Raw genomic sequence first — 14,561 nt, 5'->3', positions numbered from 1 at the left:
ATTGGCTTAAACAAAGATGTTTGGCTGCTGAGCAGACTCACGCAGCGGCGACCGACTGTGATGATGTGGGCCCGTTTCGGGCGTTAAAAATGTGCTCGCGGAGATATTCAATCGCTTTCGGATCACGGGATGCGCAAAGCCGCAGAAGTTCACGATGCTCCCTCTCGGCGGTTTCTATTGCTCCAGAAACCAAAAGCTGAACTCTAATGAAGCGATCAGTTTGTATATTAATCCCCTCAATAATAGAGAGTGTCTCCGGGCGGTTCGCTGGAAGATACAAGCTCTTATGAAACTGCCAGTTCAGTCCGCCCCACTTTGGAATGTCGTTGTTGTAATAGGCATTTTCTAGCTCAGCCAATATCTTCTGCGCATCTATAACATCAGCATCGTGGAAATTTGGCAGCGCGCGCTCAAGGATATTGCACTCAAGAAGGGCGCGAAGATCGTAGAGCTCGATGACCTTTTCGCGAGGCATCGAAGTGACAATCGCACCCTTGTGCGTCTTTAGAACAACCAAGCCTTGTCCTTCAAGCTCTCGTAGAGCTTCTCGGACAGGCATTCTGCTCACTTCGTATTCTTCCGCGATCGTTTCCTGAACGATAGGATCGCCATCCTTGAATTCCCCATTCAGGATTCGCTCACGCAAAGCTTCTGCGAGAACACGCGGTAAACTTTGTCGCTCGATGGCGAACCTCGATCGCGATCCCTTCATTTCGGCTAGCCCGATCCTCGTAATTTGATTCGCACGCGCAGGATTGCGGCAAAAGCATAGCTCATACGCATACACCGTCATCATCACGAAAAAAAGTAGACAGGATGTCAAGTCGCTTGTAGATTGGATCCAGTTAGCTGATGTGGCTCACTGAAAGGGAATGATGATGACGAAGTGGACGGGTGTTTTCCCCGCTGTGACGACGAAGATGACGCAGGACGGGAACGTCGATCTTCCGGCGACCCAGTCGAGCATCGAGCGCCTCATCAAAGCGGGCGTGTCCGGCGTGATCGTGCTGCCGATGCTGGGTGAGAACGCCTCGCTCACGCTCGCCGAGCGCGAGCGCGTGATCCGGGCCGGCGCCGAGGTGACGAAGGGCAGGGTGCCTCTGCTATCGGGCCTCGCCGAGACCAACCTCAATTCGGCTCGCGCCAATGCCAAGGCCTACGAGGGCTTCGGCGCGCAGGGCCTGATGGTGTTCCCGAGCCTGGGCTACAAGACCGACGATCGCGAGACTGCGGAATGGTACAAGGGCATCGCCAGCGCCTCATCGCTGCCGATCATGATCTACAACAACCCGATCGCCTACGGTGTCGACGTGACGCCGGCAGTGCTCAAGGAGCTGGTCGACACGCCCCAGATCGTCTGCGTGAAGGAAGAAACCGGCGATATCCGTCGCGTCACCGACATGTATATCGAGCTCGGCAACCGCTTCAGCGTCTTTTGTGGCGTCGATGACCTGATCGTCGAGAGTTCGGCGCTGGGTGTCACAGGCTGGGTGTCCGGCATGACAAATGTCTGGCCGGAAGAGTGCGTCGAGATCTTTAATCTCTGCGCCCAGGAGAAGTTCGCCCAGGCTCGCGAGCTCTATCACATCCTGACGCCGTCCTTCCATTTGGACACCCACGTCAAGCTCGTTCAGTACATCAAGCTGGCCGAGAACTTCGTCTACGGCTCGCCGGAATGGACCCGCGCGCCGCGCCTGCCGCTGGTCGGCGCCGAGCGCGAGCATGTCGTCTCCACCGTGTCCGCCGCCGTCAGCGCCCTCAAGAACCGGACCAAAAAGGCCGCCTGAGGCCTTGTTGGTTCGATTTCCCGCCCCGGCCTAACCGCCGGGGCGTTTTGTTTCCAAGAAACTCGGAGGCGGGAAATGTCCGTTGCAGCGGCCGAGGCCGGCCGAGCACCAGCTGCTCCCAGCAGTGCTCTCAAGACCAAAGTTCTGATCGCTAGTCTCGTCGGTAGCGCGATCGAATGGTTTGATTATTTTTTCATGGAACCGTAGCAGGCCTGGTCTTCAACAGGCTCTTCTTTCCCAATTATGATCCGGTTGTCGGTCTCCTGCTGACGAGCTCCGAAGGAGGTCGACGCCGACGAGGTCGGAGCCGATGTCGTCGAGGGGAGGGCTGCCGTATGAACCGCGTCGGTCTCCCGGAGCCTGCCGACACCACGCCCGGATCCGTGATTGACCCCACCTGGCATCGTGCCTGTCTCGGGCCGTAGGATTTCATCGGCTGGCCGCCGGGGAGGGCGACATGATCCCGCCGAGCGATCGCCGCGCGCGACTCCTGCGCATGGAAGAGGCCCGCCGGCAGACCCAGCATCAGCTCGATATCATAGACCGGCAGATCATACGCCGCATCACGGCGCTGATCCCGGCCATGAAGCCGAAGCACACGGCGTATCGTGGCGGTAAACCGCCCGACCCGAGCGCCCTTCTCGAACGCCATCGTGCTAGTCTCGCGGCGATCACGGCTGAGCGGCAGCCGGAGATAGACGCGTTATCGCGAAAGCTCGCCCGACAGGACCGGGGTATCGCGGTGCTATCTCGGCATTTTCCAGCACGGGCGGCGTGACGCCGTCCGTGATGCGGGCCGATCGTCGAGTGGTGACGTCTGTTAGCACCCATATCATCGCGTGAATTTCGTCCTGATTTCTGCGATGAATCGCCAAAGCCAACGGAGCGCCCGCATATGGACAATGAAACTCGCGCCGCGTTCGAGCGGCTCCTTCGCATCGCATGCACCGATATGCACCAGGCCAACCGCGTGGCCAACTTCGTCCTCGCTTGGTGGAATGCCGAGAGCCTCGGCGGCTTCGATCTCGCCGACCTCTTCGCGGTCGACTCGGCGATCGCCGCCGACATGGCGCTCGTCTTCAACCATCTCGCGCGCCTCTCCAACGCCGAGTATCCGAACGAATACCGCCGCGAAATCGAGGGCATCATCGCGCAATGGCGGCCGGGCATCTGGGCTCGCGCGCAGGCGACGGCGTAGATCTGGGCTGCCGTTCGGTTGACAGTGCAGTATCTCCGACGCGGTGGCTGATAGGGGTCTTCTCCGCCACCTTCGTCCCACCGGCGGGAGCTCCCGGCACGCCCGTCGTTTCGCGGACGCCGTCGCTGGCGGGGACGCGCTCACGTTCCGACGCGAACTGGGAGGTGCCGGGACCAGCGGACCAACAGGTCGTCGGCTGGCTCGTGCAGGGGCACGGCTTTTCTTCCCGAGGGAGCCGGAAGGCATGTTTCCGTTCTCCGGCCGCATTTGGGTGGCGCGCGGCGCTCACCGTCGTCCCCTCGGCTTGGTGATGCGGTCTGAACCGTCTGCCGTGAGCTTCAAGGCCGCGTTCCGCGCCGCGTAGCGGCCGGGCCCCGCCGATCTTGCAGACCGGGGCTGGCGTTCTGCGCGAGGGCTGAAAGCCCTGCTCGCCCGCAACCCCGGCCCGCTCGCCTGGCGGCGTCCGGGCCCTGAACCCCCCGGCCGAAGCCGGTTCCTTTCGACCGCACCCGAGGGGACACCGGCAAGCGCCGGCGAGGCTCCCCAAGGCGACCCGAAGAAAGGACTTCACCATGGCCAAAGCCGCTCAATCCCCCCGTCAGACCGCCCGCGTCGTGCAGCTGCGCAAGGGCACGACCCTCGAAATGGTCCGCCTGGCATGCCCTGACGCCACCCAGGCCTTTCGCATCTCGGAGAGCTTTGGTCTCCCCATCCTTGACGGCGACGGCATCCGCGATCTGCACGAGCGGCTCATCACCGAGGCCGCCGATAGCCTCCAGGAAGGGCTGGGCGAACGGGCGATGCAGATCCACCTTCAACGCATCGTCGGCGCTTATGTCGGCTCGGCCCACGGCGCTGGCCAGTTCTACTCCCGGGCCGTGACCGAGGCGCGGGACGCCACAGCCAAATCGGCCTGCGATGCCCGTGACGAGGACATCGACGGTCCGGTCGGCTTCGACGGCCAAGCCCAGCGCCGGCGGGAGTTCGCCGCAGACATGGGCGTTCAGGCCCATGCGCTCCGCATGGCGGCCGAAGGCGCCGTACGTGCCTACGAACACGTCGTTGGCGAGGCCTGGAAGCCCTTCGAGCGGGCGATCGAGAACATCGGCGCATCTGTCGGCCGCAAGGCGGCCGAGGCGCAGATGGCGGCCTTCGGTTGAGGCACTCAGGGCGGGACCGCGGTCCCGCCCCCTTCTTTTTCGCCGCCATCCGAAGGCGAGCGCGCTGGCGCGGGCCTCGACGCGATGCGGGGCCGGAGCTGATGCTCGTCGATGACTGCGCCATCATCGCCGTGCTGTCGGTTGAGCCCGAACCGGGTGCGTCTCACGCGCGCTCGGCGGCCGCCGTTCTCGAAATAGCCATCAGGTTCCCGCCCCCGGACAAATTCAACCTTTCGGCGATGGACAGAAGGAAGGGGGAGGCGCCCGCGCGACCCGCCCCGGCCGTGCTCGTGCCGGGCCCGAGAGGCTCGCGCAACGGCTGCGCCGTCCTCCACATACGTTCCGGCCCTGCGCCACCCCATTGCCGGGCAATGGGTCCCCGGCTCGGGTGCGCGACCTCCCTGAACGGCCCGGCTCGCCGGACCGCCGTGACGGGGTCGCGATCGGCGCGACCTCCGCGACGGAGGTTGATCATGAAAAGGAAGAACGAAGGGGAACGGACCGACATCTATTCCCGTATCACGGACAAGATCGTCGCCGATCTGGAAAAGGGCGTGCGGCCCTGGATGCAGCCGTGGCGCGCCGGCAATGCCGTCGGTCGGGTCACGCGCCCACTGCGGCATAACGGTCTCCCGTACAGCGGCATGAATGTGCTGCTGCTCTGGTCGGAGGCCATGGCCAGAGGGTACACCTCGCCGACCTGGATGACCTTCAAGCAGGCCATCGAACTCGGCGGAGCGGTCCGGAAGGGCGAAAGCGGAACCCTGGTCGTCTTCGCCAGCCGGTTCACGACAACCGAGATCGGCGCGGCCGGCGAGGAAGTCGACCGGGAGATACCCTTTCTGAAAGCCTATTCGGCTTTCAACGTCGCTCAGATCGATGGGCTGCCCGACCGATATTACGACGTTGCCGCGCCGGTTCAGGATCCTGTCGAGCGGATCGAATATGCCGATCGGTTCTTCGCGGATACCGGCGCGGTGATCCGCCATGGTGGCGACAAGGCCTTCTATTCGCCGGCCGGCGACTTCATCCAGATGCCGCCATTCGCGACGTTCCGCGACGCAGCTTCCTACGTCGCGACCCTGAGCCACGAGGCATGCCATTGGACAGCGGCGCCGCATCGCGTGAAACGCGACCTCTCCCGTTATGGGAAGGACAAGAGCGAACGCGCGCACGAGGAGCTGATCGCGGAATTGGGGAGCTGCTTCCTCTGCGCCGACCTCGGCATCGCGCCGGAGCTCGAGCCGCGGCCGGACCACGCCTCCTACCTCGATTCCTGGCTTCGCGTTCTCGCAGATGACAAGCGTGCGATCTTCCAGGCCGCCGCGCATGCGCAGCGCGCCGTCTCCTATCTGCATGATCTCCAGCCGGCGATCTCAGGCGAACGGGAGGCCGCATGATGGGTCCCTCACCGAGACGAACGGCCCCATCGGGCTCGTGCGGCGAGATCTCCGCATTTGGCTCGTCTCTGATGGCGGGGGGCAAGCTGATGCTCCCGTCTCAACGCGCCGATCGAGACGGCTTCATGCCCTCTCCGCTATCACCGCGTCTGCGCTTGACGCCGGCGCTGCCGCCGATCGCCGTCACGCCGGTCCTCGACGACCTGTTTCGCCAGCACGCCGCCGTCGCCATCGGCGTCTCAGGCGGGAAGGATAGCCAGGCGGCCGCTATCGCCACCTTCGACTATCTCGACCGCATCGGGCATGTCGGCCCTCGCCGGCTGATCCATGCCGATCTCGGCATTGTCGAGTGGTCGGATTCCCTCCCCGTCTGCGAACGCCTCGCAGAGCGTCTCGGCGTTGAGCTCGTCGTCGTCCGCCGCGAGCAGGGCGGATTGATGGAGCGGTGGGAGAGCCGATGGCGCGGGAATGTCGCGCGCTACGAGGACTTGAGCACCGTGACCCTCGTGCCGTGCTGGAGCACACCGGCGATGCGCTTCTGCACGTCCGAGCTGAAGACCTCGAGAATCCATGCCGCGCTGAAGCGGGGTTTCCAAGGCCTTCCGATCATCAGCGTGACCGGCGTGCGGCGACAGGAGAGCCATCGCCGCGCCCGTGCCGAGATCGCGGAGCGAAAGGCGTCCAATGGCATCTGGACCGGGCGGCCGATCCTCGACTGGTCCGAAGGCGAAGTCTTCGACGCGCCGATACGCGTGGTGTCGCGCTTCACCCGGCGTATCGGCAGTTCGGGCTGTCGCGGGAATCGTGCCGGTTCTGCATCATGTCGAGCCTCGCCGATCTTAAGGCCGCGAGCTGCCAGCCGGAGACCCACGACCTCTTTCGCCGGATGGTCGACCTCGAATGCCGCAGCACCTTCGCTTTCCAGAGCGCACGCTGGCTCGGAGACATCACTCCGCGCCTCCTTGATGCCGACATCCGCGACGCCCTGATACAGGCGAAAGAGGCGGCCAGGCTGCGCGTCGCGATGGAGCGCCGCATCACCCGGCCGATGTTGTACCAGAAGGGCAGGCCGAGCCGGATGCTCTCCGACGACGAGGCCGATCTGTTCGTGGAGGTCCGCGGCGAGGTCAGCCGCCTGTTGCACCTGAACGCCCAGTATCTCGATCGGGAGGCGATCCATGGCCGTTATGCTGAATTGCTGGCGATCCAGGCCAGTAGAGGGAAGCGGACATAAGCGGCGATCGCCCAGCCGATTCCGGTTACGGTCGCTTGCCCGGCTTGCGGCCTACGCCCGGGATTGCCGCGGAGAAGCCCCGCCTTGCGTCGGGCTTCAGCGAGGGAGCACACCTTGCGTGGCAGGCGGCTCTGGACGCCGGCGATGCGGGCCTCCGTCTGGGCGCGGCCGCACCGCCCGATGGCGCATGAATGCGCGCTGGTTACGGCTAGACGGAGATGTTGGCCCGGTCGGCGGGGAGACGGTGCTCCGGTTCCCACCAACCTCAGGCCCCCGAGCGATGGAGGTGGCGAATCCGAGGGTCAATCCTGTGAGGCATCGACGGCGCAGAACGGGCTCGGGACCGGACGTGGCACCGGGAGGGGCGACGCCGCGGATCATCCGTCGCCGTTGTTCATGTCACCGAACGCCCCCGATGAGCCAGCGCCATGGCCAGGCGCCTCTCCGCTCTACCATCCGGGAGCGCCCACGCAGACCTCGATGAGTTCCGGTGTGACCGAGGGACGACTGCGTCTCGATCGTCCTCCGCAACGGTCGGCCGCGACTATTTTCCGCCGGCGGGCAAGCCCGCCTTTGCATCGCGAGACAAAATTGCCCCGTCCGGCCGCCCTCCACTGCGTTCCGGCCCTAAGGACCACCCCATTGCGCAGGCGCAACGGGGACCCCGGTGGGTGCGGGGTCGATCGCCCCCGGTCCTTTCACCGTCATCGAGGCCACGATGGGCGCGGCCCGAGCGCAACGGAAAGGAACCTGATCATGGCAGTCATCGGAGAATTCGCGACCAACGGAAACGGCACCATCAGCGGCAGCGTCCGCACCCTCGAAGCCAGCTTCCGGGCGCAGTTCAACCCCATCGAGCGCGTCTCGCGCGATGCCCCGGACTTCCGCGTCACCGCCGGCCGCTTCGGGGCCGAGATCGGCGCGGGTTGGAAGCAGACTTCCAACGACGGCGAGCCCTACGTCTCGGTCAAGCTCGACGACCCGAGCTTCAATGCCCCGATCACGGCGGCGCTGTGGCCCGGCGAGACGGAAGGCGAATACGCCCTCATCTGGAACCGGCCGAAGCGCGAGGCCTGATCCCCGAAAAGAAGCCCCGCCGCAAGGCGGGGCTTCTCCCGCGAATACGAAAGCCGGGGCCGGGCATCGAGCCCTGGCCCGGCTTGCCTGGCGCCCATTCAGGTCGAGTTGTCTTACGAAACGATGTCATCGCGCAGGTAACGGTGGCATCTCTCCCTGACCTGTGTGCCAGATCCAGCTATCCATTTCCGGGCGGGAGCCTATCATCTCCGCGAGCGCGCTTTCATAAGCCTCATCCGCGCTCGCCGGCACGACGAAAAGAGCCAGCGGTCGTGGCCTGTGTTGCATCAACAAAGCTGCCGCGATCGGCTGGTCCGACGGCGAGGCGTAGCGCAGGCCCTTGACGCTCTGTTCGCGGACCTTGGCCAGCGCCTCGACAAGGCGCAGCTCCTGCGCGGATTCGTAGGGAATCCAGTTTTCCGCCACCACCATCAGCGCGATCTCCTCGACGATCGCAATGCCGGCGGCATTCAGTCCGAAGGTCGCGATCGCGATGAGATGCGAGGCGTCATTTGCCGACCACAGCGCGACCTCGGCCTCGAACCGCGCCTGCACCCGTTGCCAGGTTCGGTCATCGAGCAGAAACGGAAAGCCCGGCATGTGCTTGACCACCAATCGGTGGCCGCCGCGCGCCTCCTGGAATTCCTTGATCTCCCCGACCAGCACCATCAGCTTTCGGGGGCCGGTTTTCTGCGCCTGGATTACGCTCAACGCGGCGGCGCGCCGCTGCTCAATCGCGTCCTTGTTTTCTGCGCGGAAAGGCTCGGGGATCAGTAGCACCTCGCCGAGCGGCGCACCTTTCGCCAGCATCGTCTTTGCCGCTTCGATCAGATGGTAGCGGATGGTCCACCAATCGCGCTTCCCGGCCCAGGCCGAGGTCCATTTGGTCAGGCCCGACTCGTTCCAGAGCAGGTGCAAGAGGCCGCGCAGCGAAAGTCGCCGTGCCTCGCTCTTGACTGAGGTTGCCTCCGCCACCCCAGGCATAGGCGCTGCGCGGCTGCCGGTCCGCGTCAGGCTGAACTCGAGCCGTAGCGCCGCCATGCCGCTGGCGGGATCGAGCCGGATCGCACTGCCCATCAGCGGACCAAGACCCGATAGATCGACCGGCGGCTCATAGGAGTCGCAAGCTGGATCGTGCTGGCCGCCCGAGAGCGGCATGCGCTTGACGACGTACTGGTCGCCCATCGCCGCGACATACATCGCGATGCCGGGATCCCGGCACAGACAAGTCGGGCGGATCCGATCGCGATAGGCCCTAGCGATCGCCGCGGGTAATGCCGGATCGTCCTCGCCCAGCGTGCTGCCTCCGATCTCGAACCGGCGCATCCCCATTCTCCTCGCTGACCGGCGAAGTTTCGCCCGGTGCGATCTGAGCCGCAACCCGCGATACGAAACGATGCTGAGGATGCTCCGGGTATTTGCCGGCGGATTTCGTTTGGGGCGCGTAAGCCGGAATCCGGCTTCGAGCCGGCTTCCGGCTTTTGGCGCTGACCGGAGCCCCAAAAGTCTGCTCAAATCGTCCAAGGGTGCCATGGCGGTCCGAAGGCCTCAAGGACGAGCGGTACCCCCAAAATGCTATCGCATTTCGGCTCCCCCACCCGCCGCCTCCGGCGGTCGCTGCGCGATCCCTGACCCCTCCGGCCCACCATGACTGCCGGCCTCGTCCTTCACCAACATCAGGGAGACGACGATGTCGATCGAACAGCACATCGAGGAACTGCGTGCCGAACTCAGGAACTGCTGCGACGTCGCGGAGCGCGCTCAGATCGAGGGCGAGCTGGAGACAGCGCTGGCGGAGTGCCAGGCGATGCTGGCCGCGGCCGAGGCGCGCTACAGCAGCGAGCCTCCCTTCTGAGGGAGGCTAAGTTCAGAACGAGCCGGCGTCGTCGTTGAGACGGCGCCGGCTCTTTAGCGGATTTCGGCTCCTAGCCGTTGAGCGCGTCCTTCATCGCCTTTGCCGGCGTGAAGGTGAGCTTCTTCGAAGCGGCGACCTTGATCGTCGCACCGGTCGAGGGATTGCGGGCTTCGCGCTCCGGCATGTCCTTGATCTTGAATTTCCCGAAGCTCGCGATATTCGTCTCAGTCCCAGCCTTGGCTGCTTCGGCGATCTGCTTGAACACGCTGTCGACGATGGTCTTCGCCTGTGCCTTGGTCAGGCTCTGCTCGGCGGCGATCTTGTCGGCGATATCGGCTGTGGTCGTCATGGAAGAAATCTCCAGTCAGGTTGACAATCTTGTCCGGTATCGCAGGCGGCTTGTGGCGATGGTAGGGCGAGGAATACGCCACGGTGCGGAATCCACGAGATTTCGCTGTCTTTCGCTCGCCAGCTTCGCCTTCTCGGCCGAGATCGTCATCGACTGCGCGACGCGAATGCTGGTGTCGGGCTCTTCGAACACGATGCCGGCGTCCCATGGTGACGCGACGGCTCAGCCTTAGGTTCGATGGGTGGAAACCACCTGGTCAACGAGCCGGCGCAGCTCTTCGCGAACCGTGGTCCGGTTTCTGATGCAGTGCATCTTGAAGGCCTGAGCCTTGTCGATGGGGACCGTCGTTTGCAGCACCATGTGCTCGGGCTTGTGGACCGGGTCTGATGATGCGGGGGCCGTTTGTCGCTCGGGGCAATGAGCTGTGTCGGTTGGCGGTGTGGTGTCGGAGCTTGCATTCCTGGCGGGATCGTTCGTCATGCCGCTGGCATCGAGGCTGCGCGGATCGCGTTGCGCCTGAAGTCGCAGATCCTGTGGTGGATCGCCGATCTCCGTCAGCTCTTCGAGTCTTTGGAACGGGCCGGAGCCTCGCTTCTTTGGCAACGACGGTAGCCGGCTGCCGGCCGCGGACAGCGCTTTGTCGGGTTCCTCGGCCATCAGCGCGCACTCCTCAAGCGATTGATGATTTCCGCCGCAACGGCGTTCGTCTGATCCCGCGCGTCTTTAATGGGTCTGGTCTCGCCGTCGACCTCGTAAAGGGTGCCCGCCGTCGCGATCGCGCCAAAGGTAGGACGCTGCGACAGATAGCTATCGAACAGATGCACCTCGGCTTTGGTCAATTGCGCGAGTGCCGTCCTGAAGGCCATGGTGTTCTTGTCGATGCCCGACACGCCGTTCATCAGCACACCGTACGGAATCGTCCTGTGTCTTCCTCCGAGCAATTCGATTTGCCGGATCAGAGCCAGTGAGCTGTCGACATCGAAGACATGCGGGCGGGTCGGGATAACGACGAAGTCGGCATAGGCAACGGCGGCGCCCATGGCCGCGCTCGCGGTCCCCTGGATATCGACGAGAATCAGGGAGTAGTGCCGCGCGTTCTTTAGTGTCTCGCCGAGAGCGGTGACATCGGTCACCGAGACCAGGTCGATATGGCGTAGCGCGAATCCGACCTTCTTGCTGTTCCGGTACCAGCGCGAGGCGGATTCCTGCGGATCGGTATCGACGACAAGGACCTTGTGACCAGCGGCAGCGAATTCGCCGGCGAGCAGGATCGTGGTCATGGTCTTGCCCGAACCGCCTTTGGGCGAGGCGATCGTGATCTGTAGGGCTTCGCTGTCAGGTTCGCTCACCTGGCGCTTTTCCTTCAAAGAGCTTGAGTCATTCCACCATTCTGCAATGACGCCATTCGCTCAATATATCAAGCAACGATCCAAAAACCGACGTCTTTTCAGCTCCGGCTGAGGGGATGGGACCGTGACGCGATGAGCGAATGACACGATGATCGGCAATGCGAATGACAGAATAGGAGAATGAGAAGTTGACGGGATGGTCAGTAGGCCGAATGATGAAATGACGCCATCGGCAAATTGTTTGATGTATTTATGAGTGCAGTGTAGGTCTCTGTCGCGGTTTTATTGACAAGATACTCAATTTGGGTCCAAATTGATCAGCAGGTCGCGCTGCGGCGACCTGGGCCGGCTGCGCCGACAAGTTTCCCGGGCCTAGGGAGCTTTCATGTCTGGGATCAGGACCCGCGGCGACGACCGCAAAAGAGCCCGTGTCGACCTCACGCCCGAGGTCAGTGCCTGGCTCGATGCAGCGTCGCGGGCCTTTGGTTTGAGCCGTTCAGAGACCCTTCGACGTCTGGTTCAGGCAAGCCTCGATGTCGGTCCGGCACTCTCCGCAGAGAACAGCCGGACGGTCGCAGCGCTGGCATCGCAGGTCCGGATGGTGGGCCGGAACCTATCGCAAATGGTCCATGCGATCCATGCCGGGCGCGCCGTTTCGATGGAGGCGGCGCTGCCGATCTGGGAAATGTTGGATGAGCGCGTCAGTGCGATCGATCATGAGCTGACGGCGATGACCGTGGCCCACGGTCTGAGGCTCCGCCGGGCCGCGCATCTCCTGGAGGTCGAGACGTGAGCCCGGACCTGGCTGTCTTGCACGACATGGCGGCGCGGATGCGGGCACGCCTCGCGGCGGAGGCGGAAAATCGCGCGCGCCGGCGCCGAGTGGGAGAGGGGGCCTCTACCGGGCTCCCGTTCTCCGCGGCCCGGTATGCACGGGGCTTACCGTTGGGCGATGGCAGGCCGGCACGTCCCATCGCGTCGCGTTTCGATGTCGAGGATCCTCCGCTCGGAAAAGCGGCCCGACGGGTTTCAGGCGGTAGGCAAGCTTCGCGGCCTGTGCCGAGCGCCGGAGCCGTGACCCCGGCCGGTCTGCTCGCGGCCGGTTATCAGCCGGCCGTGCTGAAGGTGATCTCCTACGGTCATGGCGTCACGCGGGCCACAGCGATCGGCCAGTACATCCAGCGGGACGAGGTGGCGCTTGAAACCCATGACGGTCGACTTCTCGAGACCCGGGAGGCAGTCGCCGCGGAGATGAAGGCGTGGGCGCGGGACTTCGACAAAAGGCGCGAGAGCGACGATGTCGTGACATTCCGGCTGACCGTGGCGGGGCAGAAGGACCCTGAGCGCCTCGCCGCAGCGGTCGAGGCCGCATTCGCAGGTCATCGTTATGCCTACAGGATCGATCGGCGTGACGATGGCACAGCTTCCGCTCGCATCGTCGCGACGATGGCCGGGCACAGCGTTGTGCGCGGCCAGAACGGTGATGAGAAGCTGCATCACCGCTTTCATCTCTCCGATGCCCGGGTGCAAGGGGATCGCCAGTTCAGTGCACCCACCCGACGAATGATCGCCGACCGTGTCGAAGCGGCGCTCGGCGTTTCCGCTGCAACCGTCGACCTGGTCCCGGTTGGCAAGGCCAGCCACGGCAAGGCTGGGGTCGTCTATCAGCTCTCAAGGCTGACCCACGGCGGCGCGGCCCGCAACGAAGCTGGCGAGGCGATCGCGTCCGAGCCGCAGGTGCGCACTGCAGCCCAGGCGTGGAGCAAGGCGCTCCATTCCTTCTCACCACGCGACACGATGCACATGATCCTCTCGGCGAAGGCCGGCGAGGATAAGGAGGCGCTGGTTCGGGCAGCGCGCGGGTTTCTTCACGAGCAGTTCTCCGAGCATAAGTTCGCCTTCGCGCTTCATGACGACAAGGAAGTCGACGGGCATATGCATGTCCACGTCATCGTGGCCGTAAAGGGCGAGGACGGACAGAGACTGCGGCCCGGCCCGGCCGATCTGCGAAGCTGGCGTGAGCTCTATGCGGCCCATGCTCAGCAGCAGGGCCTCAAGATCGTCGCCACCTCGGCCGCTTACCGCGCCTCGTCGCAAAGCTATGGTCCGCGTGACAAGGCGATCGTCGCCGTCGCCGAACGGCCTCGGGCGGGGCGGGAGGCCCGGGACCTGGCCTATGCGAAAGCCAATCGGCACGTCGTCGACAAAGCGCGGCAACGGATTGAGCGCGCCAGGATCAACCCCGTTCGGCTACCGGAGACGAGGCGGCAGCTCGCCGCCACGGAAGAGGGGCTGCGAGACTGGCAAGCGGTCGCACAAGCGCAGCCGGAGCATCCGACGACGGCTCAATATATTGCGCGGCTGACGCAAAGCCTTGCTTCGGGTAAGATTCTGGTCTGGCTCAACGCGTACCGAAAGGCACCCAACATGGCTGACGCGACCGCCGCCGAGATGCGGGAAAACCTGAAAGGCATCAACGAGGCCGTGGCGATTGCCGCCGGCGTCATGGACGGGGCAACGAAGCTGGAGTTCCTGCGCCGAACCGCCGCAACCATGGAGAAGCTGGCAATCCAGACGGACCTCAAGGCCAGTCAGGAGAGCGGGCAGACCTACATGTCCGAAGATGAGGTGCGCCAGCTCTTCGGACCGCAGGCCGACGCACTGATCGCACGCGCCCGCGAGATCGAGGCGGCTGAACGGCGCGAGGCCGAACGGGCTGAGGCCATACGCGATCGGTCGATCGCCGAGCAGAACCGGGAAGAGAGTTCCGGCGCAATCGATCCTGCCTCGCTGCGGGAGGTGGCCGAGGACCGCGCCGCCACTCACCATGCCGAGGCGATTGCGGTGCGCGAGCGCCGCGAGGCTCAGGCCGCGGCCGAGGCTGCACGCGCGCTGGCGGAAAACCCAAATGAACGGCTCGATCCCAATCTTGCACAGGGCGAACGCCTGCAGGAGCTGAAGCATCAGCAGGACACCAGCATCAACACCCGGCCGATCGAGGGCGAGGAACCGGACAAAGAGAAGCCAGCGAGCCAGCGGATGTGATCACGATCTTGGCGCTATCGTAGCGATGGGCCCTGTCGCATATCCGCCGTAGCCTGGACCGACGTGCCGTGTTGGCCGTTTGAAAGGCGAAAGCGCACATTTTATTG

General features: G+C 64.2%; 16 protein-coding genes. 11 read left to right on the top strand and 5 right to left on the bottom strand.

The window, feature by feature from the left end; all coding sequences use genetic code 11:
- Positions 1-37: 37 nt before the first annotated feature.
- On the bottom strand, positions 38-712 hold the full coding sequence (locus FHT98_RS25475) for a GntR family transcriptional regulator (RefSeq protein WP_142115930.1): 675 nt from the start codon (positions 710-712) through the stop codon (positions 38-40).
- A gap of 166 nt (positions 713-878) precedes the next feature.
- On the opposite strand from FHT98_RS25475, the gene FHT98_RS25470 reads away from it, so the two are divergent.
- From FHT98_RS25470 to FHT98_RS25435, 8 genes are all read left to right on the top strand, one after another.
- The gene (locus FHT98_RS25470) at positions 879-1,787 is read left to right on the top strand and encodes a dihydrodipicolinate synthase family protein (RefSeq protein ID WP_142115929.1); all 909 of its coding nucleotides are present in this window, start codon (positions 879-881) and stop codon (positions 1,785-1,787) included.
- A gap of 457 nt (positions 1,788-2,244) precedes the next feature.
- Positions 2,245-2,565, top strand: a complete 321-nt coding sequence (locus FHT98_RS25460; protein ID WP_142115928.1) for a hypothetical protein — start codon at positions 2,245-2,247, stop codon at positions 2,563-2,565.
- A gap of 192 nt (positions 2,566-2,757) precedes the next feature.
- On the top strand, positions 2,758-2,985 hold the full coding sequence (locus FHT98_RS25455) for a DUF7673 family protein (RefSeq protein WP_349236278.1): 228 nt from the start codon (positions 2,758-2,760) through the stop codon (positions 2,983-2,985).
- A gap of 572 nt (positions 2,986-3,557) precedes the next feature.
- Positions 3,558-4,145 carry a hypothetical protein gene (locus tag FHT98_RS25450; RefSeq protein WP_142115926.1) on the top strand — a complete coding sequence of 196 codons (588 nt, stop codon included), beginning with the start codon at positions 3,558-3,560 and terminating at the stop codon, positions 4,143-4,145.
- A 473-nt stretch (positions 4,146-4,618) separates the two neighbouring features.
- A complete protein-coding gene (locus FHT98_RS25445; RefSeq protein ID WP_142116032.1) occupies positions 4,619-5,545 on the top strand; it encodes an ArdC family protein in 927 nt (308 codons plus the stop codon).
- Positions 5,546-5,700: 155 nt separating this feature from the next.
- Entirely contained in the window at positions 5,701-6,534 is an 834-nt protein-coding gene (locus FHT98_RS25440) for a phosphoadenosine phosphosulfate reductase domain-containing protein (protein WP_248309359.1), read from the top strand.
- A gap of 35 nt (positions 6,535-6,569) precedes the next feature.
- The gene (locus FHT98_RS26540; RefSeq protein WP_248309358.1) at positions 6,570-6,779 is read left to right on the top strand and encodes a hypothetical protein; all 210 of its coding nucleotides are present in this window, start codon (positions 6,570-6,572) and stop codon (positions 6,777-6,779) included.
- Positions 6,780-7,535: 756 nt separating this feature from the next.
- Entirely contained in the window at positions 7,536-7,856 is a 321-nt protein-coding gene (locus FHT98_RS25435; protein ID WP_142115925.1) for a DUF736 domain-containing protein, read from the top strand.
- Positions 7,857-7,982: 126 nt separating this feature from the next.
- On the opposite strand, the gene FHT98_RS25430 is transcribed toward FHT98_RS25435, so the two are convergent.
- Positions 7,983-9,182 carry a DUF1173 domain-containing protein gene (locus FHT98_RS25430; protein WP_142115924.1) on the bottom strand — a complete coding sequence of 400 codons (1,200 nt, stop codon included), beginning with the start codon at positions 9,180-9,182 and terminating at the stop codon, positions 7,983-7,985.
- Positions 9,183-9,546: 364 nt separating this feature from the next.
- On the opposite strand from FHT98_RS25430, the gene FHT98_RS26315 reads away from it, so the two are divergent.
- Positions 9,547-9,711 (top strand): hypothetical protein, encoded by a 165-nt coding sequence (locus FHT98_RS26315; RefSeq protein WP_185745289.1) that lies wholly within the window; start codon positions 9,547-9,549, stop codon positions 9,709-9,711.
- Between the two features lie 70 nt (positions 9,712-9,781).
- Here the strand turns inward: FHT98_RS26315 and FHT98_RS25425 are convergent, their stop codons facing one another.
- The 3 genes from FHT98_RS25425 to FHT98_RS25415 all read right to left on the bottom strand — a co-directional run bounded on the left by FHT98_RS25425 (position 9,782) and on the right by FHT98_RS25415 (position 11,409).
- Positions 9,782-10,060, bottom strand: a complete 279-nt coding sequence (locus tag FHT98_RS25425; protein WP_142115923.1) for an HU family DNA-binding protein — start codon at positions 10,058-10,060, stop codon at positions 9,782-9,784.
- 228 nt (positions 10,061-10,288) lie between these two features.
- Positions 10,289-10,717: a hypothetical protein gene (locus tag FHT98_RS25420; RefSeq protein ID WP_142115922.1), complete on the bottom strand. Its 429-nt coding sequence runs from the start codon at positions 10,715-10,717 to the stop codon at positions 10,289-10,291.
- The gene (locus FHT98_RS25415; protein ID WP_248309357.1) at positions 10,717-11,409 is read right to left on the bottom strand and encodes a ParA family protein; all 693 of its coding nucleotides are present in this window, start codon (positions 11,407-11,409) and stop codon (positions 10,717-10,719) included. Before FHT98_RS25415 ends, FHT98_RS25420 begins: the two co-directional genes overlap by 1 nt.
- A gap of 385 nt (positions 11,410-11,794) precedes the next feature.
- Between FHT98_RS25415 and FHT98_RS25410 the strand changes: the two genes are divergently transcribed.
- Both FHT98_RS25410 and FHT98_RS25405 read left to right on the top strand, forming a co-directional pair.
- A complete protein-coding gene (locus tag FHT98_RS25410; RefSeq protein ID WP_248309356.1) occupies positions 11,795-12,202 on the top strand; it encodes a hypothetical protein in 408 nt (135 codons plus the stop codon).
- A 281-nt stretch (positions 12,203-12,483) separates the two neighbouring features.
- The gene (locus FHT98_RS25405) at positions 12,484-14,454 is read left to right on the top strand and encodes a relaxase/mobilization nuclease domain-containing protein (protein WP_248309355.1); all 1,971 of its coding nucleotides are present in this window, start codon (positions 12,484-12,486) and stop codon (positions 14,452-14,454) included.
- Positions 14,455-14,561: the final 107 nt, after the last annotated feature.

Origin of the sequence: Allobosea sp. AK1 (genome assembly GCF_006714945.1) — a bacterium.
In the GTDB taxonomy this organism is placed as follows: domain Bacteria; phylum Pseudomonadota; class Alphaproteobacteria; order Rhizobiales; family Beijerinckiaceae; genus Allobosea; species Allobosea robiniae.
The sequence above is the reverse complement of the archived record's forward strand: the minus strand, read 5'-3'. Positions and strand labels throughout refer to the sequence as shown.

Bases quoted from the DNA above. Each gene is read 5' to 3' on its own strand.
- FHT98_RS25460 (WP_142115928.1), top strand. From the start codon at position 2,245: ATGATCCCGCCGAGCGATCGCCGCGCGCGACTCCTGCGCATGGAAGAG.
- FHT98_RS25425 (WP_142115923.1), bottom strand. From the start codon at position 10,060: ATGACGACCACAGCCGATATCGCCGACAAGATCGCCGCCGAGCAGAGC.
- FHT98_RS25420 (WP_142115922.1), bottom strand. From the start codon at position 10,717: ATGGCCGAGGAACCCGACAAAGCGCTGTCCGCGGCCGGCAGCCGGCTA.
- FHT98_RS25470 (WP_142115929.1), top strand. From the start codon at position 879: ATGACGAAGTGGACGGGTGTTTTCCCCGCTGTGACGACGAAGATGACG.
- FHT98_RS25410 (WP_248309356.1), top strand. From the start codon at position 11,795: ATGTCTGGGATCAGGACCCGCGGCGACGACCGCAAAAGAGCCCGTGTC.
- FHT98_RS25450 (WP_142115926.1), top strand. From the start codon at position 3,558: ATGGCCAAAGCCGCTCAATCCCCCCGTCAGACCGCCCGCGTCGTGCAG.
- FHT98_RS25445 (WP_142116032.1), top strand. From the start codon at position 4,619: ATGAAAAGGAAGAACGAAGGGGAACGGACCGACATCTATTCCCGTATC.
- FHT98_RS25435 (WP_142115925.1), top strand. From the start codon at position 7,536: ATGGCAGTCATCGGAGAATTCGCGACCAACGGAAACGGCACCATCAGC.
- FHT98_RS25475 (WP_142115930.1), bottom strand. From the start codon at position 712: ATGAAGGGATCGCGATCGAGGTTCGCCATCGAGCGACAAAGTTTACCG.
- FHT98_RS25430 (WP_142115924.1), bottom strand. From the start codon at position 9,182: ATGCGCCGGTTCGAGATCGGAGGCAGCACGCTGGGCGAGGACGATCCG.
- FHT98_RS26540 (WP_248309358.1), top strand. From the start codon at position 6,570: ATGGAGCGCCGCATCACCCGGCCGATGTTGTACCAGAAGGGCAGGCCG.
- FHT98_RS26315 (WP_185745289.1), top strand. From the start codon at position 9,547: ATGTCGATCGAACAGCACATCGAGGAACTGCGTGCCGAACTCAGGAAC.